The organism is Spirosoma foliorum (genome assembly GCF_014117325.1).
In the GTDB taxonomy this organism is placed as follows: Bacteria; Bacteroidota; Bacteroidia; order Cytophagales; family Spirosomataceae; genus Spirosoma; species Spirosoma foliorum.
In genome coordinates this window covers 7,598,653-7,622,678 of sequence record NZ_CP059732.1, presented here as the reverse complement: position 1 = coordinate 7,622,678, position 24,026 = coordinate 7,598,653, and the positions used below count along the sequence as shown (strand labels likewise).

General features: G+C 45.8%; 18 protein-coding genes and 1 tRNA gene. 3 read left to right on the top strand and 16 right to left on the bottom strand.

Annotated elements, in window-relative coordinates; translation table 11 throughout:
- Positions 1 to 367: 367 nt before the first annotated feature.
- Both H3H32_RS32010 and H3H32_RS32005 read right to left on the bottom strand, forming a co-directional pair.
- Complete coding sequence (locus tag H3H32_RS32010) at positions 368 to 2,827, bottom strand: PAS domain-containing sensor histidine kinase (protein ID WP_182459789.1); 2,460 nt, start codon at positions 2,825 to 2,827, stop codon at positions 368 to 370.
- Positions 2,828 to 3,174: 347 nt separating this feature from the next.
- Positions 3,175 to 4,308, bottom strand: coding sequence for an amidohydrolase family protein (locus tag H3H32_RS32005; protein WP_182459788.1), 1,134 nt, complete (start codon positions 4,306 to 4,308; stop codon positions 3,175 to 3,177).
- A 551-nt stretch (positions 4,309 to 4,859) separates the two neighbouring features.
- Here H3H32_RS32005 and H3H32_RS32000 point away from each other — a divergent pair.
- Entirely contained in the window at positions 4,860 to 5,393 is a 534-nt protein-coding gene (locus tag H3H32_RS32000; protein ID WP_220472575.1) for an SHOCT domain-containing protein, read from the top strand.
- Between the two features lie 515 nt (positions 5,394 to 5,908).
- On the opposite strand, the gene H3H32_RS31995 is transcribed toward H3H32_RS32000, so the two are convergent.
- Together H3H32_RS31995 and H3H32_RS31990 are read right to left on the bottom strand one after the other, a co-directional pair.
- A complete protein-coding gene (locus H3H32_RS31995) occupies positions 5,909 to 9,385 on the bottom strand; it encodes a tape measure protein (RefSeq protein WP_182459787.1) in 3,477 nt (1,158 codons plus the stop codon).
- 391 nt (positions 9,386 to 9,776) lie between these two features.
- Positions 9,777 to 10,394, bottom strand: a complete 618-nt coding sequence (locus H3H32_RS31990; RefSeq protein WP_182459786.1) for a hypothetical protein — start codon at positions 10,392 to 10,394, stop codon at positions 9,777 to 9,779.
- 106 nt (positions 10,395 to 10,500) lie between these two features.
- On the opposite strand from H3H32_RS31990, the gene H3H32_RS31985 reads away from it, so the two are divergent.
- Together H3H32_RS31985 and H3H32_RS31980 are read left to right on the top strand one after the other, a co-directional pair.
- Positions 10,501 to 10,755 carry a hypothetical protein gene (locus H3H32_RS31985; RefSeq protein WP_182459785.1) on the top strand — a complete coding sequence of 85 codons (255 nt, stop codon included), beginning with the start codon at positions 10,501 to 10,503 and terminating at the stop codon, positions 10,753 to 10,755.
- 373 nt (positions 10,756 to 11,128) lie between these two features.
- Complete coding sequence (locus H3H32_RS31980; RefSeq protein WP_182459784.1) at positions 11,129 to 11,539, top strand: DUF5681 domain-containing protein; 411 nt, start codon at positions 11,129 to 11,131, stop codon at positions 11,537 to 11,539.
- Here the strand turns inward: H3H32_RS31980 and H3H32_RS31975 are convergent.
- The 12 genes from H3H32_RS31975 to H3H32_RS31920 form a co-directional block, all read right to left on the bottom strand.
- Positions 11,496 to 12,629 carry a DUF6371 domain-containing protein gene (locus H3H32_RS31975; protein ID WP_182459783.1) on the bottom strand — a complete coding sequence of 378 codons (1,134 nt, stop codon included), beginning with the start codon at positions 12,627 to 12,629 and terminating at the stop codon, positions 11,496 to 11,498. The genes H3H32_RS31980 and H3H32_RS31975 overlap by 44 nt on opposite strands.
- Positions 12,630 to 12,939: 310 nt before the next feature.
- A complete protein-coding gene (locus tag H3H32_RS31970) occupies positions 12,940 to 14,169 on the bottom strand; it encodes an AAA family ATPase (protein WP_182459782.1) in 1,230 nt (409 codons plus the stop codon).
- Positions 14,166 to 14,621, bottom strand: a complete 456-nt coding sequence (locus H3H32_RS31965) for a hypothetical protein (RefSeq protein WP_182459781.1) — start codon at positions 14,619 to 14,621, stop codon at positions 14,166 to 14,168. Before H3H32_RS31965 ends, H3H32_RS31970 begins: the two co-directional genes overlap by 4 nt.
- 83 nt (positions 14,622 to 14,704) lie before the next feature.
- Positions 14,705 to 15,025 (bottom strand): helix-turn-helix transcriptional regulator, encoded by a 321-nt coding sequence (locus H3H32_RS31960; RefSeq protein WP_182459780.1) that lies wholly within the window; start codon positions 15,023 to 15,025, stop codon positions 14,705 to 14,707.
- A gap of 223 nt (positions 15,026 to 15,248) precedes the next feature.
- Entirely contained in the window at positions 15,249 to 16,556 is a 1,308-nt protein-coding gene (locus H3H32_RS31955) for a site-specific integrase (protein ID WP_182459779.1), read from the bottom strand.
- Between the two features lie 181 nt (positions 16,557 to 16,737).
- A tRNA-Cys gene (locus H3H32_RS31950) sits at positions 16,738 to 16,808 on the bottom strand.
- Between the two features lie 143 nt (positions 16,809 to 16,951).
- The gene (gene rpsA, locus H3H32_RS31945; protein WP_182459778.1) at positions 16,952 to 18,736 is read right to left on the bottom strand and encodes a 30S ribosomal protein S1; all 1,785 of its coding nucleotides are present in this window, start codon (positions 18,734 to 18,736) and stop codon (positions 16,952 to 16,954) included.
- 258 nt (positions 18,737 to 18,994) lie between these two features.
- The gene (locus tag H3H32_RS31940) at positions 18,995 to 19,510 is read right to left on the bottom strand and encodes an HNH endonuclease (RefSeq protein ID WP_182459777.1); all 516 of its coding nucleotides are present in this window, start codon (positions 19,508 to 19,510) and stop codon (positions 18,995 to 18,997) included.
- Between the two features lie 157 nt (positions 19,511 to 19,667).
- Complete coding sequence (gene smpB / locus H3H32_RS31935; RefSeq protein WP_182459776.1) at positions 19,668 to 20,129, bottom strand: SsrA-binding protein SmpB; 462 nt, start codon at positions 20,127 to 20,129, stop codon at positions 19,668 to 19,670.
- Positions 20,130 to 20,387: 258 nt separating this feature from the next.
- Positions 20,388 to 20,987 carry an OmpH/Skp family outer membrane protein gene (locus H3H32_RS31930; RefSeq protein ID WP_182459775.1) on the bottom strand — a complete coding sequence of 200 codons (600 nt, stop codon included), beginning with the start codon at positions 20,985 to 20,987 and terminating at the stop codon, positions 20,388 to 20,390.
- A 56-nt stretch (positions 20,988 to 21,043) separates the two neighbouring features.
- The gene (locus H3H32_RS31925) at positions 21,044 to 21,406 is read right to left on the bottom strand and encodes a hypothetical protein (RefSeq protein ID WP_182459774.1); all 363 of its coding nucleotides are present in this window, start codon (positions 21,404 to 21,406) and stop codon (positions 21,044 to 21,046) included.
- A gap of 82 nt (positions 21,407 to 21,488) precedes the next feature.
- On the bottom strand, positions 21,489 to 23,915 hold the full coding sequence (locus tag H3H32_RS31920) for a penicillin acylase family protein (RefSeq protein WP_182459773.1): 2,427 nt from the start codon (positions 23,913 to 23,915) through the stop codon (positions 21,489 to 21,491).
- Positions 23,916 to 24,026: the final 111 nt, after the last annotated feature.

Below are 24,026 nucleotides of genomic sequence, written 5' to 3'. Positions count from 1 at the left end.
AACACGCCAGCTATACGTTTATCCCACCTATTTAGCTTAAAGAATAGCATTCTACCGGTATAGAAACATTTACGATACTTTACAAATACCCTCTTCGTATTTTGTATTTTTCATAGATTTAGTACAGATAAAGTAATTCTTCCATAAAAAACAATTAGAGGCTAATCGCCTAGAGCAAGCTATTGAGCTGAGCAACGAATATCGTCCATTTGACCAAGGGTTTTATGGAACGATTATTTTTTAATTACTGTCAAGTGGCCAGCAGCGGCTGACCGTCGCCACCGCGGTCCACTTAATAGCCTATGGTACTTGTCCTACTTTGACTTCCATGAATTCCCTTATAAAAGATTTAGGAATGATTGGACAACTATTCGACGGGAAAATAGACACTAAATGTGGCACCCTGACCGGGCTGGCTAGAGGCCGTAATGGCTCCCCCATGATTGGTTACCACCTTCTCGCAAATGGCCAATCCAATACCTGTGCCAGCAAACTCGCTCTTACTATGTAGCCGCTGGAAAACCTGAAAGATGCGATCCAGATACTTCTCATCAAAACCGACGCCATTATCGATTACGTCGATACAATAGTATTCAGGAGCCAGGCGTCCAGGTTTAATCCCAGTGGGTAGATCTGTAACAGCGACTCGTTGCGCCTTTATCTCGATTACCGGACTGATCGCTGGTAGACGAAATTTGAGTGCGTTGGAGAGCAAATTCTGAAAGAGCTGAGACAATTGGATAGCATCTCCCGAAATAATGGGTAAGAGCCCTACATGAATGTGAGCCCCCGTTTCTTGGATAACTAGCTCCAGGGTTTGAAGTACACTGGCCACGATGGGTTGGAGTAACACAGGGGCACTGGCATCGCGCCGGGTTGAAATCCGGGAAAAACTCAGCAGATCCCGAATCAGCATGGACATCCGGCTTGCCGCCGATTGCATCCGCTCTACATAGGTCAACGCTTCTTCAGGTGAGCGGGCATAACCGGTTTTCAGTAGATCGCCAAACTGTTGGATTTTGCGCAACGGTTCTTGTAAATCATGACTGGCGATATAGGCGAATTTTTGTAGATTTTCATTCGAACGCACCAGTAAGGCCGTCGATTCGAGCAACTCTTCGTTGATGGCGGTTAGATCTTGGTTAGTAGTCGCTAATTCTTCCGTCCGCGTTTGTACTTCATTTTCTAAAGCCAGTTGCAATTCTTGCTGGATAGTCACGTCCTGAGCTGTGCCGGCGATAGAGCGGGGGGTACCGTCGGCATCAAACAATGTCTGACCATTCGCATGGATAACTCGATCCTGCCCGGTAACCGTGTTGAGGATGGTATACACCTCATCAAAATAACCAGAGCTGCCTTTTTCTAACGCCTTTCCTAAGGCCAATCGTATCCGCTCGCGATCTTTGGGATGAATTCGGGGCGAGGCTTCGGCTTCCAACTCGGCGGTTTGAATACCCAACCACGCTTGCAGCCGCTCAGAAAAAGTAATCGTACCGGTCACCAAATCAATTTGCCAAGTACCCAATTCGGCCAACTCTATGGCTCCCTGTAGCGAAGCCTCACTATCCCGCAAATCCACTTCGGCTTGCTTGGTCTGCGTAATGTCAGCCGCGTGGACAATTAAACCAAGTACAGATCCCTCCGTCGTTTTGTGGGGAGTATAGGTAATATCCAGCCACTTTCCTTTGCCCATCTTGGCAGGGCTCCATAGCTCGTATCGCTCCTGCTGGCCTGCATAGGCAATGGCTAAATGGGGTAACACCTTCTGATAAGCCGCATCGCCCAGAAACTCCCGCACGGTTTTTCCAAGTACCTCCGTGGGGCCGACGTTAAACCACTGCATGAAGGTTTCATTGTAAGACTGATAGCGCTGTTGCAAATCCAAGTAAAAGATCATGGCGGGCACGGTGTTGCTCAGCAAGTCCAGATGCGCCTTACTTTCCTCAATTTTTTTTCGGGTAACAACCTGCTGCGTAACGTCGGTGGCGACTACCAATACCCCCGAAATAGCCTTATCGACTTCACGCCGGGGCTGATAGGTGAGATTAACGTAAATGGTTTCTAGTTGGTTATTTCGGACAAGCTCAACGGCTACTTCATTGGCAGAGTAAGGCGTACCGGTAGCGATCACGTCTTCGAGCAACCGATCAAACCCTTGCCCGGCTAATTCCGGTAGGGCTTCTAAGAGCGGTTTATCGACAAGTTCGTCCGGTGTACGGCCAACTAATTGACCGTAGAACGGATTAGCCATCCGAAACGTCAGCTTCTCTTTACTAACAACCGCAATGGCCACCGGCGCTTCTTTAAAGGAAGTAAGCAACTGCTGCTGGTTTTGCTCTAATTGTTGACGGGCCCGTACTGCCTGGGTGGTTTCCAGGCAGGTGGCCAGAATACCCCCGATACGCCCGTCATCGGTCACGATGGCACTGTAGCAAAATGTCCAAAAGACCTCCTCGGTGTCACCGTGGCGATAAAATAGCATTGGTACATCCTGAAAGGTCACCGGTTCCCCATTTTTCAGGACACCTTCTAACAGGGGGCCAACAACCGGCCAGGCCTGTGGCCATATCTGGGCTGATGGCTTACCAATAGCCGGATGCTGGGTAGTGGGATCTAGACTGGGAATGACGTAATCATTGTAGAGGCAAATCAGCTCTGATCCCCAGAGGACTAACATAGGTAGCCCCGTATGTAGCATATTGCTGACCGAGGTGCGCAGGCTGGAAGGCCATTGACTGGGTGATCCTAGGGGAGATGCGGCCCAATCATAGGCACGGATAAGTGCCCCCATCTGGCCCCCCCCCCCGTAAAAAAGGATATGAATCAAAACGAGCTGTTGGTATCAAAGTCAGTTACGTACGGGTATATCCAGGCTCGCTTAGTTAGCATAAGAGGGCAGAACCTGTTGAGCCTAACTAGTTACTGTACCGCAAGTTACTAAACTACGTCGACTAAATTAAATTCTGTTCGTTATCACTGCAACAGGCAGTATTTCCATCTTATAAAATGCCCGAAATATAGATACCTTCTCGTCTCACTTTGGAGCGTATTTAGAGAATAAATTAAAGAACCAATTTTGCACTTTTCTTAGTGTGGTTGCATATTCTCGATCATGTTAGGTGGTTTTTACAATATTCTATAATCATGCTTAAGAAGAGACTATCTGCAATGCTGCTACTTCTTAGTTTTTTGGTGTACTAATTTGCCTTTATGAAATACCGCTTCAACATCGAATAAGGACTTCTCAAAGTTTGTCTCTAAATCACCGCTGAATACAACCAAGTTCGCTTGCATCCCCTTTTTAACAATGCCGATGCTATCGGAACGATGCAGGGCTTTAGCGGCATTGATCGTAGCAAAACTGAGTACCTCCGGTACCGATAAACCTGCTTCTCGATAGCCTACTAGCACATCAACTGAACTCGGACCCCACTTCAGACCGTTGACATCATTATAAAAATCGCATCCGGAGACAATCATCACCCCCTTCTTTACCGCTCTTCTTAATCGCTCATGGAAAGCATCCAAACTTTGCAGGGCCAGTTGAGCGGTCTTACCCATCATACCCAGGCCGGCAACTAATATCTTTCCCCTTCGTCGCGAAACATCAGTGGGGACTAAATACACATGTCGAGCTGCCATTAAGGCTAACGTACTGTCGGATACACTATACCCATGTTCGATGCCATCAACACCTCCTAAGACTGCATTTCGGATAGGTTCATCATACGTGGCATGAGCCGTAACCGGAATATTTCTAGCGTGAGCCGTCTCGACAATAGCTTTGATTTCGTCCACTGAAAGGAGCTTGTCATAGGTATTTGCACAAATTTTGATGACATCAACTCCGTGCTTAATATGCTCTAATACCGCTGCTTTAGCTTGGTCAACGCCCTTAATTTCGGTATATTCCTGAGGGATTAAAAGGCTATCCGCCGGAGCAAGTTTACCGAATTGTCCCCCTGGAGGGCTTATAATGGGCCCCGAAGCAAACAGATCGGGGCCAAGTTTGGCATCCCTAGCCAAGAGTTCTTTTAACCGAACATTCAGGTAGCGGCCCGAATTGCCGACATCCCGCACAGTAGTAATTCCTGCGTTCAGATCCTGTTTGGCAAATCCAAGCCCCCGTTTAACTCGCTCTTCAGCTGGAGGCCTTGCCCCATCCTCAAAGCCAGTCGGGGTTTGTTTCTGGAAGAACAGCAGATGCGTATGCATATCGATCAGCCCAGGCGTTAGCGTATGCTGACTCAGATTAATAATTGTTGTTCCTTTTGGATAGGCCAGCCGTTTACCAACGGCGCTGATCAAGCCATCTTCGATGAGTATTCTTGGTTCTTGATGAATTCACGTTTTTCGCTATCATAGAGCTTACCCACCCGCACTAAAATGGGATTTGATGAGTTGCCTTGCGCGTTAGCGACGGTTGCTGCCCACGCTATAATCAGAATTGTCGTAAGAAACTTTGCTGCGGCTGATGTCATTTTAACTCTGTTGCAAAAGTGAACGATATACTCGCTAAAGGATAAAGATTCGAGTTAAATACTGAATCAGCAAACGCCCTATTCTTGAGATAAATCCAGCTATCATCCAGATAAATTCTTACTACATTAGATAAAGTCTCAAAATGTCGTCTCACTAATCAAACTCGAAATCTCACATTTAAGCTGAGTTTGTGAGACTGATTTTTCTTTTAAACGACGAATTATTTCCCTTTCCGCTGACCTACCCAACAACCATTTAGTTAATTGTCCAATTAGCTATATAATTAACTGTTTGTTTATTTGTTGTTTTGCCTGACAAATTAATTATCTCTGTTAGTAGTTGCATTAATTACCACCCTTTGTGACAAAACGCATTTTATGAAAACACACCTCTACTTAATCTTGCTGATGCTTCTATGCTACAAAGCCTCTTACAGTCAAATTCCTGGAAAACGATTTGACAAAACGATTTCCGTAGGTAACTATGAGATATCTCCAGGAGACACGCTCTATCTGGGTAAGGGATCAATGAATGGTGGCCTTTTTGCTTACATAGAGCAGCCGGCCAATTATATCGTTGGCCTCAGGGCAATGAGCCTTGATAGTCGTTATGCTGGCAAATTTGTGATCGTTAAATTCTTTAAAGTACAGAAGGATAAAAACACGGGTGAAAAGGTATTTGCTGTAATAAATCCTACTGGAGCCTACAACTATTCTGTTGACATACAATCGGCTATTGATGTAGGTGAAATTGTAGCAATCAACCATACCATGGTAGGGGCTCGACCACAAGCAACCTCCTCAACCGTTTCTGTAGCGGATGAGCTGTTAAAGCTAAAACAGCTTTTAGATGCAGGGGCATTGACTCAAGCTGAGTACGATCAACAGAAAAAGAAACTACTCAACAATTAGGATGCCTTTCCTAGTGATAGCTGATGCCCAGATTAGTATCTGGGCATTTTCATTTGGGATAATCAGTAAACGTAACTCCATATTTATAGCTCCAAAACTCAACTTGAAAAGTTTTCACCCCCGATTGATCTATCTCTATCCCCTCCTGGTTTGGTACTCTTTTCCTCACTAGAAAGTGACACGTCCGCCTGAGAACAGGCGAATAACAGGCGCGCTCTTTCCCGCGCGCAAGAAAATGACTCCGAAAAAATCTTCAGTTGCTTCCTATCCCAGTTAGGCAACATCCTCAGAACAGGGAATTAACAGGGAAATTTAGAATCTAATTACACCCTACCCAATCGAGGAAGGTTTTTTTGACATCAAATGCTATGCGCGCGAAAAGACTCACCTAATTTTCAGGGTTATCCCTGGTGATAGACTTCGCTCCGTTTTTTGTTATTAATCGAAATAAAGAAGGCCAGCCACTTCTACAAGTATTGGCTGGCCATGAATAAGGTTAATAGTAACCTAAAGGATCACCTCCCCGGCTTATTGCCTAACCGGTGCTTATTCTGCTGAATGAGCCGACGGCTGTTTGCCTCCTGAATATAGGTAGCAACTCCATGGGCATCAAACGTAGTGTGATTGAAAGGAAGATTTTTGTTGGCTTCCCCGATTGCCTTGGCTAATACCGAAATAGAATTACGATCTAATGAAATCGCCCTGGCAAACTGGCGACCCTGATGTTGATCCCGAGCCTCGACGAGCCGACTACCTATCTGGGCCTGCGCTCCTGACCGGCTAACAATTGCGTTTGATTGCAAGATGTGTTCCGTCATATAGTTGGGCAGAATTACATCATTACGCCCAACGTTGATCAACGATGGTTTATCGACCAGATCAATACGGCCATCATGTTGCCATAGCTCACGACCGCGCTCCCCCGCAATAGCTGGGCCCGCATAGCTGTCATTCGTAATCCCATCAATATTTTTCCCTGCGAAATATTGTGGGAGTTGTCGGCTCATCACTAGACCCAGCTGAACGGCACCTAGAGCACCCACTAAAGCTGCCAATATTGGATTGGCAATAACTTTGGAAACAGCAACGGCCGTATTGATGACTATATCGAAAATGGCTTTATTCCTATTAGCGACATCCTGCTGGTGCATCAATTGATTTTTTTGCGCTGTATACTTAGCCTCAATTGCTGCTTTAGCCGCTTCATTATCTTGAACCGCGGCCAATTCACTCGCTTTCTGGCGATCAAGTTGAGTTAACTTGTTTTGGGTTTCCTGTTGCTGGTTGTCAAATAAACCATCAACTAAAGTTCGGCCAATCTCAATAGCTGTATCAGTAAGCTGCTGTCTCCTAGCCTTCTGTTTCTTAGTATTCTCTTCATCATTGGCATCTGCCCTATTTGATTGAGCAATAGTATTGTCAGCCTTCTTCTTATTTAATGCAATTGTATCATTAACTGCATCCTGCTCTCTTGCCTTTTTGAGGGCTGCAATCTGCTCATCATAGGCAGCAACCTCTTTAGCATTTCCAGCAGCAGCAGCTTTGTATTTTTCCAGCTGTTTAATTTTCGACTCAGTCAATATATTACTGTTAAACTGATCTTTGTCATAGGCAACCTGAGCCGCCTTGATTTGGTCTTGCAACTCCTGAATATCCAATCTACCTAAGAGTTGACCTCCTTCAATATCAGAGATTTTCCCCGCATCGATGTCACGTCTAACCAGTTTACGCTTTTCGTTATAGAACTGATTGATTTTGACTAAGGCCTCATCATACTCAGAAGCAGCATTCTCATTAATCGCCTTGAGTTCTTCTCGGGTAAGGTCTAATTCCTCCTTCCAGCCAGTTTTTAGTAGCTTCAACTTATCCCGGAAGTAGTCCCGATCAACCTCCAATAACTGTTGATCAATGTCCTTAGCTAATTGACTTTGTCCCTGGCCAGCCTGCTGCAAGATCTGCTTTTGTTCATTCAGAGAAGCAACCAAAATACCACGTTTAGCTTCGATGTAAGCAAGATCCGTTATTGTCCCATCTTCTCGATCCCGACCCAAACCGGCAATGGCTTTGGAGGCATCGGATTTACTATCGGCTAAGTTCAGCTTCAATAGATCCCGTTTGTATTGGGTCTGGGCATCCAATCGTTCAGTATTCAGCTTTTTATAGTCGTCTGTCTCCTTTTTGCCTGCTTTGGTCAAAATAGCCTGGCGTTCATTTATCCCATCGATGGTAATTTTCTGGCGCTGTTTAATAAAATCCCGCTCCGAAATAAGGCCATCCTGTTGAGCCGCTTCATTACTGGCCAATAACTGATCATTAGCAGCCTTACTATTAGATAGCTTCTCGTTTAGAATCTTATCGGCATCCTTTTTAGCCTTTTCCTCAGCTTCGGCCTGCTTGCGATTGGCATCGTTGATTTTATTCTGAGCTTCCTGCTGTTTACGTAACTTGTCAAGTTCAGGGGTTTGGTTGGGATCAGCAGCCTTGGGCGCACGTGCTCGTGCCTGGTAAGCTTCAGTTGTTGCGGCAAGTGGACTGGCAACAAACTTGAAAATTGTCGTTAATATGCCCTGCTCCTGGGCCATTTGCTTTAGTCCCTTGACGAATCCACCGACGATACCGATACCCCAATTCAACGCACCAAGAACTCCATTTAGAGCAGGCAGGAAAGTTTGATAGAGGTCACTGGCAATTCCTTTGGTTGTATCCTTTAGGGTTGACCACCGGCCCGAAAATGTCTGAGCTAGTTTTTCAGTCGCGCCCATGGTTCCCTGAACCTTACCCAAACCGATCAGGTAATCGGAAATTGCCTTACTGTTGTTGGCGACTTCAGTACGAACGCCCTTATAGGTAAATATTACCTTGTCGCCCGATTTTGTAGCATTGATTGAGAATTCAGCCAATCGGTCGAACTGGCCTTGTTGAGCATCAGCAATCAGTTCGACGTAGTCGGTAATGTCCTTATTCTTAGAAATCGCCATGTCCGATATCTCGGTCAATTGCTCTTTCGTTGGAATAATCCCGATGTCAACGAGCCGATTAAAGGCCTCGGTAACTTTGTCCATTTCCAGTGGACTATGATCAGCAAAATCCCGAATAATAGCATTGGCTTCGACGGCCGCTTTCTTGTTGTTGTTTAGGGCGTTTTCAGTTAACAGATTGAGCTTCTCATACTGCTGTCCAATTTCCAGTACTGCCCCCCCCGCCGACGCGATCACAGCGCCGATCCCAGCGGCTGACGCCATACCACCAAGGCCGGTTAGATCCCCCAAGGCATTTAGCGCACCGCTCCCTTTCGGGTAATTTCCGACATTGCGATTATGGATCTGCTGACCTTTTTCGATTTTACCCAACAGAGTTACCTGCTCTTGATATTGAGCATTAAGTTTTACAGCTGCTTTGTTCTGTTCGTTGATTTCTCCGGTGCCTTTTTTGTAGGCATCTGGCATCGCATTCAACTCGTTTTTTAGGGCAGCTACTGACTGTTTTAGGGCATTATTCGAACCTTCGGCGGCCTTCACCGTTCGGGCCGCACTGTTGGTCGCTGAGGCCAGCGCATTAATGGCACGGGTATTTTGGACTAACTCCCGTTCAATTTCTTTCTTTCGTTGAATGTCCTGCTTTTGCGACAAATCTAGTTTGTCATACTCCTTTTGGAGCGCCGAAAGTCGGGACTGCATTTGATCAATTACCCGATTGTTGCTGTCGACCGCGGTCTTATGTTGCGCAAGAAGGGTATTATTAGCACGGATGGCCGTTGCCGTTTCTACAAAACCGGCTACCATTTTGGGCGCTTCAGACGAATCCCGCAGCGTCTGCAATTGGGCTTGATACTTACCCATTACGCCCATTAAGGTCGTTAATGCCTTTTTTATGCCGTCAATGGTAGCCTCAGAATTTTCCCCAAGTTTTTGGCTTGCAGTGCTGAGGTTGGCCAGCGATTTCATGATACCATCATAATCGGCCAGGTCTTTGAATCCTATGGGTTGTTCCATAATAAACTTTTGTGATTAGTGAGGTGGTGTCCCAGCCTGAAAAGTGGTAACTAATAGTAAGTCGGAATAGCCGTTTAGAACTTACCGCTATTGCTATTCCCTGTTAGCCGCCCGTCAGAGTGTGCTACTTATGGTAAACGGCAATGAAGGCCACACTCCCGGCTGAACTTAATCTTTCCCGGCCCTTTGCTTTCCAAACTGAGACACTACCATCAATGAGAAAATAACAGTTTATATAGTCTATTCTTGATCACTCGCTTTTTGCTGGCGATATCTTCGCTCTAAAGCCTCAATGTAGCCCCAGAATGAAAATGACGAGGTAGACTCACTTACTGGCAGGCCTTCCAACTGGAGGGCAATTAAATTACCTCGATAGCACTCCCGAATCAGATCAGGACGATTGCCTGAGCCTACCATGAGGGGGGGGCTTAATCGCTTCTACATTTTCGAGTTCAATATCCTTTCGACGAAAATCTAAGGTCGGATCATCGGGCTGGAGTAGCTCATCAGCCTCAAACAACAGCGCCTTGTGTAAGCGTAGATCGGCTTCATGCTGCGTATTGGGGAAATGATTCGGGTATTGACGCTGAAGAGGCTTGAGTATGTTTTCGTAAAGAGCGCTGATACCTACGGTATGCTCCTGGCAGACACCCAACTCACTTAGCCGTCCAGCCAACTGTTCTACTCCTTCCGGAGAATAATCGTCCCAGGTAGTACCATTGACCGACTCAACCAAACAGCATAGGGCTAAAATGTTGGGGGCGATTTGCTTGCCCAGCAGATTGGCTAGCAGATAACGTAAATTATTAATAGCCATTAATTGATCTTCTGGCTCGGCTACTACTAACCCCGCCATTAACTCGAAGTGCCGATCAATATCCTCAATACCTGATCCAATAGCCGAGTGAATCAGGCTGTAATAATCGTATTCTACGCGCTGACTTTCGGGTAGTTTATAGGGAGAATCATAGAGCGAAACAGATCCGCTTGGTAATGTTAAGATGTACATATTGTGCTGGTAAAAAGTGATAACTAAACCTCACTTTTGATAGTGAAGTGGTACTATGAAAATACGAAAAATTTACCTAACTTATTCAGGATCAACTATATCAAATATGAATTCAAATTCAGATCTAATCAATCCGGAATTTGCCCAGAATGCGGCCCTACAACTTGAATTACTTAAGGAAATCGACCAGGTGCTTAACACCACGGATGAAGAGCGTTGGCATACAATGGACTTGGTATTGCAAAATCATATTCGTTACTATGAAGCCAATGAGATTACTCAGGACGAATTGCAGTTTGCTACTAATCTCTGGCTCGATGGTTATCCACTGCGTGCTGAGGCAGAACACTATCAAGGTTAAAAAGTAGGGCTTGGTAGGGTTTTGCCCTCCTCGCTTGGCAGTATTTGTCGATGGGAACCTCAGAAAACCTCAGATTTTGGGGTTCGAGTTTGCCAAATTCGATGTTGACGGGAAGAGAATTTTCGGCTGAGTCAGTCTAAAATGTCAACATTTATCAACAACCCTAAGCCCTATTCTCCTAACGGTTGAGCAATTGCTAGATTTGACTCCAAATTGTACAGGCAGGCTCGGTTTGCGCGGAATAACAGTGTAAAGTATTTCAGTAGAAGGTTCATTATTGTAATTTTCCTTTTCCTGGCTATGGATCATTACCACGATAGGCAGCCTCATATTCCGCAAATCCAAATGAACTAGCGAACCAACTAAACAAATAATGGATCGAAAAGGCCGAAATGGGGGAATACTTCATAGTTATGAAAAAGGGCAATCCGGGAACCCAAAGGGACGGCCGCCCAAAAACCGTAATCTTATCTCGCAAATACTCCAGGAGTTGGGTAACGATTGGGAAGACTTGGAAATAACAATCATTGGCCGCTCAGAAGGTAATCGGCCATTTTTCTATCAAAGTCTTTACTCAACCCAAGGCGAACAAACATTTAATGCGGTTATCGCGGCTCAATTAATGGTGCGCTGTATGGCTGGCGATATCGATGCCATTAAAATTGTGCTCGATCGCACGGAAGGACGGGTACGTCCACCCATGAAGTTAGACAGTGGCGAATCATCAAAACCTATCATTGTTATTGAGCACTCCCCGTCGACTGATCTACCCCTTTCTCAGTAGTATCCCAGTCAGGCGGGTAGCCTTTCCATTGCTCTAATAGATAATCTGCCAGATCCAAGCCAGCTAACTTCTCCTCATCGGTGGCTAGCTTCTCCAGGTAATCCGACACGGTTACACTAAAGCCCTGTCCGCGTAGCTGCTCGGCTCGATTCCACCACTGCTCAAACGCCCGGCCCTCGGCTGAGGCATCAGGAAAGAGGACGAGTTTACGAGCTCTCAATGGTGATAACCTTTCACTGTTCAGATAGGAAAGGCCACCAATGGCCATCCAGATAAATTCCGGGAAGTAAGGCGTACAAATGATAGCCGTTTTTGGACTCTCGACGATTGCTACTGCCTGACCCTTTTCAGCCATCAGGAGTTGATTCAACCCAAAGGGGATTGGAAACTTATTGGCGTTATCGATGTAGTCGGTTAACCACGCCGGGCGTGGCAGCTTATTCTGATCGTAACGAGTGGCCAATGCGGTATGAACCCAACTCGTACAGCGCTTACTTTTACCATCCGGTCCTGTCCGCTTTGCTGTGTGGCCAGTAGAATCGAACAGAACTACCTGACCTCCTCGTATGCGCCCCCGCTCATCCTTCAGCCAGAATACGCAGGCGCCAGGCCAATAGGCCGACGTGCCGATCTGGAACCGGCTTAGTAATTCCTGGGATACTTTCGCGCCGAAATGTTCCTGCAGAAGTATGGCCAGTTGATTGCGTTCATAAAGACCAACGGTCGAGGCAAATACATCATTAGGAATACAGTGAATAGGGGCTACTTTAGGCTGAGGGTTATTCATAGAATGTGCTCGATACTTACTAATTGAGGAGCCTACTGGACGTAGGTCTGTTGAGTTATCCACTTTCCACTGCTCATAAACATGATCGGCATAACTAATGCCGGATGCCCCTTTGTAATAGGGGGAAAGGTGATAGCCACAATTGCTTTCCCGATCGCAACGGCCATAGGGTTCAGGTAGCGGCTCATTGGTTCGGGTATCAACGTACCGGCTGAGCGTCCGCCGGTGCTTTGGTCCGCAATCCGGGCAATCCGATTTGACTGCTTTCTTAGGCAGCTGATAGCGTAATGCGGAGGTTACCATAGTATTCAATCACCCTGACTGTCTTAGAAGGCTACTCCTCATTTTAGACAGTCAAAATGTAGTGTTTTAAGATTTATAGGCTGTTTTCGTAGACATCGAATCGTTGAACTGGGGCATTGATTTTATCAACTACCCTAATCACCCTAATCAGGGGTATTGATAGCGAAGAGTAGAGGCTTGAATTTCATATAATCTTCAACTGTCCTAACTGTCCTAACTGTCCTAACTTAACTATCTTAGTACACTGTACTAATTGTACTAATAAGCCCCTATATAAATAGGGCTTATAGTACAGTACTTTTTAGTACAGTTAAAGTGGTAGGTTTTGAAGGTTGACTTTATAGACATCATATCGATGGGATGGGGCTCGGAGTTTGTTTATGTAGCCAAGAGTTTCGACCCGACGGATAAATTCCTCAGATCTCGACTTTGCCAGAGGAATACCAATAAATTCCGACGCTTCAACGATGTTGGTTCTCAACTGGGCATATCTTAAGTATTCATCATTTGAAAAAGCTCGCCTGACGATAGCAGCTACGTCCTGAGGTTTCATAGTATCTACCGTCGGCTTTTTGGCTCTTGACGGTATACTTGCCGCCGTTATCGCACCATCGACCAGATAAGGCAAGCCGGTCTCGTCGATCGAGAAGGCGAACGGCTCAAACTTTCTCTCTCGGGTGTCCTCAGCGGTAACTACAGATAAGCTTTTGTCATTTGGATCAACGACGATTGTAATTATTGATTCGGCCTTATTTTGAAGCTCAGTGCCAATTGTTCCCCTGGCGTGGTCATTGCCCTTGTTCATATGCAATACCGTGATGATATGCACGCCGAGTTCCGCCGACCATCGCATTAGGTCATCCGTTCGCTCAGTAGCTTCAGCATTATCATTGATATCGACTATCGTGTCCCGAATACCATCAATTACCACCAAGCCTACATTGTCCGTATTGTAGATATGCCACCTAATAAAACCTAATCGTTGTTGCGTTGATAAGGAGCGTAGCGGATAGACGAAGAGGTTAGTGGGCGAAGGCTGTTCAGCCAGTCGGCAAATTCGCTTGACCACCTTAAGAGCATGGTAGCGGCCCTGCTCAGTATCGAAATAGAGGACATTCCGTTTATCCTCGTCGAATGAGCTCATAAATCGGCCTAAGGTTAAATCACGACGTAGAGCTGCAGCAACTGCAATGCTAACAGCAAATGTTTTTCGACTTTTAGTCTTACCAATAATAAGCGAGAAGTTGCCCAGCGTTGCCCAGGTATCCGTTCGATCATCCTGCTGTATGGAAAGGCAGACTTGTGGTTTGACAATTTCCTCATCCGGAAAAATTCGCAACGATTCGCCTAGCGCTCTATAATCTATGGGCCCAGACTTATCAATGGCGGGATCTGGCATTTTGTTGACCTCATCGCCAAGCGCAACCATGTGTTGTTTAAGGCACTCAACCTCAACTTGTGGTGACTTAGGCTTATCCGTAACTTCGGGCGGCTGAATTCCATTTAGGGAGGTGTTCGGGTTTAGCTTTTTCTGGCTCATACTGGTTCACCTCCTATTTTTCTGATCAGATCCGGAGCATATTCATTAAACCAACTCCAGAAGGTATCATAGTCCTTTACCACCAAATACAATCCACCGGCAGCATTGACTTGATCCGCCGTTTTTTGCTGGGCAGCACTCAGCTTGTCTTTACCCCATTTAATCTCAATCGAAACGTGTCGACCCTCGACGACGGCGTGTAAATCGGCCGTACCTTTAGTAGTGGTTGACCGAGTGAATCGGCCGAGTGACTGGTTCCACTGGCCTTGTGATTGTACCCTAGTTACGTAGCAGTCATGCAACTCCAGGCAGCGTTTTACGGCCTGGGTAAGATTGTTAGCGTCTTTTACGACGAATTTTGATTGCACCCGGAAGCGATCAGGTACGTTTGGGTGCTTACGTCGCTTTTCAGCCATTTCCAGGCTGGCTAAGTAGGTTAATGCCGTGCTCATTCCGCTGGAGTTATGGTCGATTTGGGTTAGATAGTGTGGTTTTCTACTGTATCAGAAATGATACATATCCTTTCACTGATCCTCTATTCCTTAAATCGACGATACTCTTTGCCTGCCTTAAGCACGTCCTGCCTTCTGTAACGCACAGCTCGACCAAACCGAAGGGGTACTAGTTTAGCAGGACCTTCGTTGGAATCTTTCGACCAGATGGCAAGTGTCTGGCGCGTTAGCTTTAGGTATTCGCAAACCTGTTTAGGTGTGGCCATTTCTGGCAGATCAGACTCTTTCAGGTCTGACGCAAATTCTGAAAAATACTTACTGAGGGCCTTATCCAGCCGATCATCCAGTATTTGCTCGAATTGTTCTGGAGTAACCTGTATAAAAATTTGGGGCGTTCCTACCATAGCAACAAAAGCTAATGTTTTAGTATTGTTGTAAAGTAAGGCTAAATAATTGTTTTTTACGCTATTTAGGTACGAATTATTTGCAATTTTATTGTAAATAATTGTTTAATAAGGCTAAATGAGGCTTAAATACAACAAAATTGAATATATGCATCACTCCAGCTTTATGCCATCCTATCGAAATTGAGGCTGATTCACACAAAAAAGGAAGGGTAAAATAGTGCTATTGGAAATGGGTATGCCCTAACATGAGTAGCGCATTTTGCTCAGATGAGATTTTGATGTACTTCAGGAATACGGATTCCGATTTGTGGCCGGTTATCTTCATGATGGATACAGTAGGCACACCAGCCAAATAAGCATTAGTAGCAAATGAGCGCCGGGCGGTATGGGTTGTTACTAACTCCCATTTTTCAAGTACTCTAGTTTGCCGCAAACCGCCTTTTGTTCGCCCCACCTCAACCCGCTCTGTAAAGCCAGCCAGCTGACAAAGCTCTTTCAGATAGTTATTCATACGCTGGTTAGTGATAGTTCGTGGAGGCACACCATCGTATTTCTTGAGAATAGAGAGTATAACGGGGTTCAGGGGTATAGAAACACGCTCACCCGTTTTAAGCGTCTTACGTGTCAATATTTGGCCATTGTGGGTAATATTCTCGGGCCTTAACTCAGAGAAATCAGAAAAACGTAGACCAGTGTAGCAGCCAATGAGAAATAGATCCCGAATTCGATCAAGTCGATTGTTATTAGCCAGGTCGTATTTACTGAGTAAGGCAAGCTCCTGGCTCGATAGGTATACGTTATCTACCTCCTCTACTAATCGCCTGAAATCCCGGTGCTGAAAAACTGTATTTGTATGTAGGCCTTCGTAATGGGACTGCTTAAGCAATAATTTGAACTCCTTCAACAAAGCGCCGATGTAGTTTAATGTCAGGCCTCGATCGGTTAGCCAGGCTTTGAGTTTGTGATAATAGTCAATGGTGAAATCATCATAGTTGACGCCTTGGGCTGTGGCCTTATTATAGCGCTCTAGTGTACGCTTGAGTTTAGAGAAGCCCTTGATTGTGATTGGTGCGTACCGGTGCGATTTACTGTTGAGCCGCTTGCCACTTGTGGCATCCTCAACGAACTGATCAATGTACCCCAAAAAGGTAATTGGCTTAGCCTGTTCCTCCGATGCCTTTTTCTTTCGCCCTAGTGCATTATCTAGGTGCTGCATGATTACCTCATTACTCAAGGAGACTTGAGCCAACTGAAGGGAATTGAGGACCTTTAGTAAAGCCGATCGGTGACGCTCGAGGTGAGCATTAATAGTTTCATTCGACTCACGTTCCCGCTTATTCTTGATAAGCCTAGCATCGACGATGGCTCTTTGCCGCTGGGCGTCCCATTGATAGGGCTCGATAGTTTGCCCTGTTGATGAAATAAATCGCTTATTGTCGTAGCGGAAAACCAGATAAATCAAGGTTGGCCGGTCGGCTTTATTGTCCTTGAGTAGGAATTTGATCGATTTATCGGTTATAGTCTTCATATCTGTTGTGGTCTGTTCAAACCAAAACTACAATAAAAACTAAGCCGGTGTCGGATTAGGTGACGGATTTACCTTACAATATGTTACAAATATTTGTAAGGTTATGTCAACAAAAAAGGAGTTAACAAGCTGTTTAGCAGTTATTTGCTATTAAACTTGTCAACTCCGGTAAGCTAGGGTGAGGTTCCGAGCGGATTCGAACCGCTGTACGAGGTTTTGCAGACCACTGCCTAGCCACTCGGCCACGGAACCTTATAAAATCCAAATTCAGGACAGGTCCTGGATTCGGGAGTGCAAACATACGATTTTATCTGTAATGTAGAATAGCCAATCACAAAAAAATGCCCCTAAACTAAAAAGTCCAGGGGCATTTTATCTTTTAGAGCCTATTTGGCTTAGTTACGACCTTCCAGTTGCTCTTTCAATGCAGCTAATGCATCAAGATCACCTAAGGTAGCACCACGCTCAGCCTGCGCCGGTGCCGAAGCAGTTTTTGCTGCGGCTTTCGGTGCTTTCTGTTCTTTAACTGGCTCATTTTTCTCCTGCCACGTTTTCGTGTGCGAGAGCATAATCCGTTTTTCTTCTTTCGAGAACTCCGTTACTTTAAAGTCGAGCGTTTCGCCAACTTCGGCAAACGTACCGTCTTCTTTACCCAGGTTCTTCAGCGACGAGAAGCCTTCGATGCCATAAGGCAGTTCGAGCGTGGCCATCTTATCGTTTTTGCTCAGGATCGTGCAACGGTGAACGGTACCAACGGCAAATACGCTTTCAAACGTATCCCATGGGTTCTCTTCCAGTTGTTTGTGACCCAGGGCCAGACGACGGTTGTCAACGTCAAGCTCCAGAACAACAACTTCGAGGTCTTCACCAACTTTGATGAAATCCGAAGGATGTTTGATTTTCTTGGTCCAAGACAAATCAGACACGTGTACCAGACCATCGATACCTTCTTCCAGTTCAAGGAACAGGCCGAAGTTGGTTAGGTTACGAACAACACCTTTATGTTTCGTACCAACAGCGTATTTCGTACGCAGTTCTGGACGAGTCCAAGGATCTTCGGTCAGTTGTTTGATACCTAACGACATTTTGCGATCGGCACGATCAAGTGTCAGCACAACGGCTTCTACTTCATCGCCAACTTTCAGGAATTCCTGTGGGTTACGCAGGTGCTGCGACCACGACATTTCTGAAACGTGGATCAAGCCTTCTACGCCTGGTTGGATTTCGAGGAATGCACCGTAATCGGCAACGTTTACAATTTTGCCTTTCACTTTCGAACCAACCTGAATGTCTTCGGCCAGAGCATCCCAAGGATGAGCCTGAAGTTGCTTCATGCCCAAAGAGATACGCTTCTTGTCTTCATCAAAGTCAAGAACAACTACGTTAACTTTCTGGTCGAGGTGCAGAACTTCAGATGGGTGGCTGATACGACCCCACGAAATATCCGTGATGTGCAACAGACCATCTACACCACCAAGATCGATGAATACACCGAAGTTGGTCATGTTTTTAATAACACCTTCCAATACCTGACCTTTTTCAAGGTTGTTCAGGATTTGAGCACGTTGCGCTTCGAGGTCTTTCTCGATCAGGACTTTGTGCGAAACGACTACGTTATCGTTAGCATAATTGATCTTGACGACTTTAACCTCCATTTTCTTACCAACAAAGATGTCGAAGTCACGAATTGGCTTCACATCGATTTGCGAACCTGGCAAGAAAGCCTCAATGCTGAAAATATCAACAATAAGACCACCTTTCGTCCGGCGTTTCACAAAGCCATCGATAACGAGGTCTTCATCAAGCGCACGTTGAATTTTCTGCCATGCGGTAATCACTTTCGCTTTCTTACGCGAAAGAACCAGCTGGCCGTTCGGGTCTTCCTGATTTTCTACGTAAACTTCAATTTCATCACCCATCTTCAGGTCCGGCATATCCCGGAACTCAGAAGCTGGAACCAAACCATCCGATTTGAAACCGATGTTGAGTAATACTTCCCGATCCGTTATCCCAACGACGGTTCCCATTACTACTTCTTTCTCTTTAACCTCCGACAACGTGTTGTCGTACATTTCCAACATCCGGTTATGTTCTTCAACCGAATAGCCACTACCAAACCCTTTGTTGTCTGCCCGGTCCCAATCAAATGCCGGCAGTTCGCGTTGCTGCGTTTTGCTCATAAAAAATGTTTCCCTGACCCGCTCGGTACATCAGTTCGTGGGTCAATGGCGAACTGACTTTTAGTTATAAAATTTTGCCCTCAAAAAAGGACTGCAAAGATAGCAATTGCTTTCTGAAAAAAGTTTCGAAATCAGTAAAAGTCTTTGAATTAGAGGGAGAAAAGGGAGTAAGGGGACGAGCGGGAGAAAGGATTTGCTTATAGCAGACCCTTTTTCTCGCTCGTCCCCTTACTCCCTTTTCTCCTTTATTAGCGGATATTATCGGAATGCCTTTTCTTTCTTCGCTAAAAAGGGCATCCAGCTTTGCTCAATAGACCCTGAGAACTCACGCAAAAAAACCAAAAATGTGGGCTTGAACGGCGTTTGACGAAGTTTCAGATTGGCCTCTTCAGGCGTAAAGTCGCCTTTGCGTGAGTTACATCGTTTGCAGGCTGTGGCCAGGTTATCCCAACTTGTCTTACCACCCCGCGATTTTGGCAGTACGTGGTCGAGTGTCAGGTCTTCGGTGGTTCCACAATACTGACAATGATGACCGTCGCGCTTGAAGATGTTCTGCCGGGTAAGCATGACGCCTTTGTAAGGCAGATTCACGTACCGATGAAGCCGAATAACGGTCGGCATTGGGAACTCGGCGGAGACGGTTCGGAGCATAAACTGTTCCGATTCGGCAACGAGTTCAGCTTTATCTAAGAAAACCAGCAGGAATGCTTTGGGAACGGAGCAAATGCTGAGAGCACTGTAATCTTGATTTAAGACTAATACTTTCCTACCCATATCGCGTTTAGATGCCTCTGTACGGTAGCAAGTTACAGACTTATCCACATATCAACAATAGTTCTGGAAAATTTAGTCTGATTAGTCGATAGTCCTTAGTCAGCAGTTGTTAGGGGGCAATAAATAACGCCTGTCGACTAACGCCCATCGATTAAAATCAATAGCGCTCCCGTTGCAGATCCCGCTCTACTTCGCGCTCTTTAATGCTATCACGTTTGTCGTACAGTTTTTTACCTTTTGCCAACGCAATTTCCACTTTAGCAAAGCCTCGTTCGTTGGTAAAAAGTCGGATGGGCACAATAGTCAAGCCCTGATCCTTCAATTTCTCTGTAAGACGCTTAATCTCCCGTTTGGTAAGCAGGAGTTTTCGATCGCGTAGAGGCTCATGATTGTAGTGAGTACCTTCGGTATAAACGGCAATACTCATTTGACGGATAAACATTTCGTCGTCATGAATCAGGCAGTACGCGTCTTGTAAATTCACTTTTCCTTGCCGAACGGATTTAATCTCCGTACCGGTAAGTACAATGCCTGCCGTATAGTTATCCAGAAACGCGTACTCAAAAGAAGCACGACGATTCCGAATATCAACTTGTTTAACAATAGAAGCAGAAGCCATATTTCTGATATAGGATGTAGGATATATGCTGTATTTTTTTCTGATTGACAGCTACATTGACATGGAAAAGGAATACAGCAGAATAAATTTCGAGTCGTAAAAGTAACCGGGTAAGTTCAAGAACACGGGAAACTCAAAGGAGGTTTATGTCTGGAAAAGAATTTTGTAATATGGTTTATAAACAAACCCGGCTCGTTGAACGCTTTGTTCAGCAAGCCGGGTTTCAATTAAGCAACAGTCTAAAATAGAGTAGAAAGCCTATTTTTTTGTTTGCTTAGCCGCATATTCTTTGTTCAGGCCATCCAGAACCGCTTTTGTCTGATCGACCGACGAATCGGCGAACAATATGCCACCACCTTTGGTATAGCCAAGTACAAATTCGTATTTATTTTGGCCGTTTATCTTTTTCAGATAATCGTAAATCTGATCGTACAGTTGCTTGTTTTTAGCTTGTTCTTCACCAGCCAGACTTTGGGCAGCCCGCTCACGGTAAGCCAGAATATCCTGTTGCTCTTTCTGAAGCGCAGCTTCCGTTGCCCGGCCTTGTTCCTGCGTCATGGTAGCCGCCCGTTGTTGAAAGAACGTTACTTTATTCTGTAGGTTCCGGCCCTTGCTAGCCAAATCGTTTTCTAACTGGAACCGTTTGCTTTCCAGTACTTTCTGCGTGTCTTTAAAGTATTCGTATTTAGTTAACAGTGAATCGACATTCACATAGACAATGGATTTGCCCTTCGCATCGGCAGGCGTTGTTGCAACGGGGGCTGCCGATTCAGGCTGAGCGCCTTTAAAATGTAGGTAATAGAGTACAGCTACGGCAATCGTCAGGACGACGTTTAGAATCAACGAGGCATTCTTCACAGGAAATGAATCAGTTAGTTATCAGTTTATTCTACAAAGGTATTGGGATTTACGATTTACGAGGTACGATTTGCGATTTCATTTCCAATAGCCTGCCTGACAAAGTAACCCGACAGTCCGGCGAGGCCACCAACCAGCCCACCAACAATAGCGGTTACCAGTCCCGGCAGAATAGCGCTATTCGTTTTAAAGAGTAATTCACTCATGCGACCTGTAAAAACGCCATCGGTACGCGTATGGAGAATTACGGCATAAATTAACCACACCAACGCCACACCATAAAAGCCGGCGAAAAACGCCTGACCTGCACTGGAACTACGCCATACACAAACCAGAAATGCGACAACGGCCAAGCTCCACCAGGGAAGCACCAATTGAGCCAGTAGGCTTAAAACAGCTATGAGAATAATTTGAATCATCGTGTACTGCGGCTGGAAAGCCGCCTTTAATAAGTTGAATTTCGAGAGGTAGCGCTTTCTATCAGAGCGCCGATTGGCCGTGTTACTTGATAACCATCTTCCGTTTAATTCTCGGATTTGCATCCTGAGCGGTTTGCAGAAACAGTAATTCATTAAGCTGACCCGTACGCCAGGTTTCGAGCATATTCAGGTAATTTGGGCTACCAGGATTACCAGACTGCCCACCTGGATATACGCCGTAAGCTTTCGGCGTTGGCCCTAAAGCGACGACCATTCTCCAGGACGGCCCATGTCGTTCACTCGTAGCATTGACCACACTTCTGCCACCACCAATTTGTACGTTCAGTGCACTAAGCGCATCCAGACGGGCTAAGTGAGTGATTCGTGTGGCTTTATGCGGTCCCCATTGCCAGGCTGTTCCAACAGCACCATGCTGTTTAGTCAGCGAATCAACGGCCATCTGAAAGCTTTGTGTTAGCACACTACCAATCGTCTCTTTAGCCGGAGTTGTTATATCATCGAACCAATGGGCGGTCGGTTCTTTTTCGGCCATATGCAGCGTACGGTCAAAGCTTGGATAACGCATCGGTATGGTATCATTGCTAGGGAAATCATCTTTCCAAACACCATCCAGATATTGACGCATCCATTCGGTAAAAACGGTCGGGCCTATTTCAGCAATGTCATTGTTATACTGCCACTTCTTAATGATATCAAGGACTTTTTTCTGCTCACCCGATAACGATTTATCCTGCACATAAGGCAAAAATACGGGCAATGCATTGGCCGCCTGAAGGTTGAAGTTATCATTTTGCAAAGAGCGCAGACTATCGGGCGTAGCCTGTTTCATCGCGGTTAAGCGTTGATTGATTCGCGTACCCCGCTCAGATGGTGCAAACTGCCAGTTGATATAATAAGGATAGGTCGGGTCGGTTGAGGATTGGTTGGCCGAGCTAACAAAACCACGTGGTGGGTTTTTCACATGTGGATTCTGGTTCGCCGGAATCCAACCCTGCCAGTCGTGAGCAGGATTAGTCCCATCTAACAAAAACTTGCCCTGATCTTTCCATTTAAGCGGAAAACGCCCATTGGGTGAAATGGCAATATCTTTAGCGGTATCGGCAAAAACAAAATTCTGTGCTGGTGCGCCATAATAACTAAGTGCCTTTCGATAGTCGTCGTGATTTTGGGCACGGTCCAGTAAATAATAGGTCAGGAAATCGTTAGAGGCTTCGTGCGCTATCCAACGAGCAGCATACCCCACCGGAACATTTTTGGCGAAAGGTTTTTGCCCCACTTCGTACATAACAGGGCCGTGGTGGGTATAGAGAACGGTATCGATCACATCGGGCATACCTTTCACCTTAATCACTTCTAGTCGCCGGGTAACGGGTTTCCATTTGTTATCATGCCAGTATTCTTTCCGCGAAGCATCTTTGAATCGAATCTGGTAAAAATCCAGCACATCGGCACCTACATTCGTAACACCCCAGGCTACTTGCTTATTAAAGCCAATAATCACCCCCGGCGAACCCGGCATGGTGGCCCCGTATACATTCATGGTTGGCGTTACCAATTGCATCTGATACCAGATTGACGGCAAACTCAGCGATAAGTGGGGGTCGTTGGCCAGAATTGGATAACCCGACGCTGATTTTTGCGGTCCAACTGCCCAGTTGTTGCTGCCGATAGTTGGGTCCTGTTCGGGCCAATTCAGGGCTACTGACTTCCCATCTGGCGATGTATTAGCAGGAACGGCAGGGATTTTGACAGGCGTAAAATCCCACTTCGTTCCAACCGGGATAATGGGGTCTTCCCGAAACGGGTAATCCGGGAAAAGATCAGTTGTTACAACCGTACCATATTTTTTCAGGACATTGCTCATGTTCAGGTCATCAGCACCGAGGGCCAGCACACCCGACATATATTTCAGGAAGTAAGCGCACTTAATCGGTTGCCAGGGTTCTGGCGCATAGCCTAATAATTTGTACTCAAGCGGATAATGGGCTGGGCTTAGCTCTTTGATGTAGGCATTTACGCCCGCCGTATACGCTTCTACTGATTCTCGGGAGCGCGGGTCAGCCATCATTGCTTTTACCGCTTTTTCAGCTCCGAAACCCATACCAAGGTGTCGATTAAACCGATCCAGTTCTAAAGCTTTGTCGCCTACCAGTTCGGCAACCCGCCCAGCTGCAGCATGGGTTTGAAATTCCATCTGCCAAAGCCGGTCACGGGCTGTTAAATAACCCTGTGCGAAATAAGCATCATGATCGTTCTGAGCGAAAACGTGCGGAATGGCTAAGTCGTCAAAAATAACAGTTACGGGGGCTTTGGTACCGTTCAGCGTGATTTCTTCGTCCGCACTAGTTGCCGATTCGGCGTTTTGCCAGAAACCAACAAATGGACTCAGAAGAGGCCCGAAGGCAGGAATACTTCCCCAGGATCGGCTCAAGGCCCAAATCAGTACTAGTGTAAATAGAGAGCTGGCTACAGCCTTTGTATAACGCATGATAGAGTGAAGGTGAACGAAAGTAGTATTATCGCAAGTTTACTATTGTACTTAGCAAATAAAAAATATTCCTTTTCTGAAGCAGAAAAATCGTTCTTAAATATAAGAATA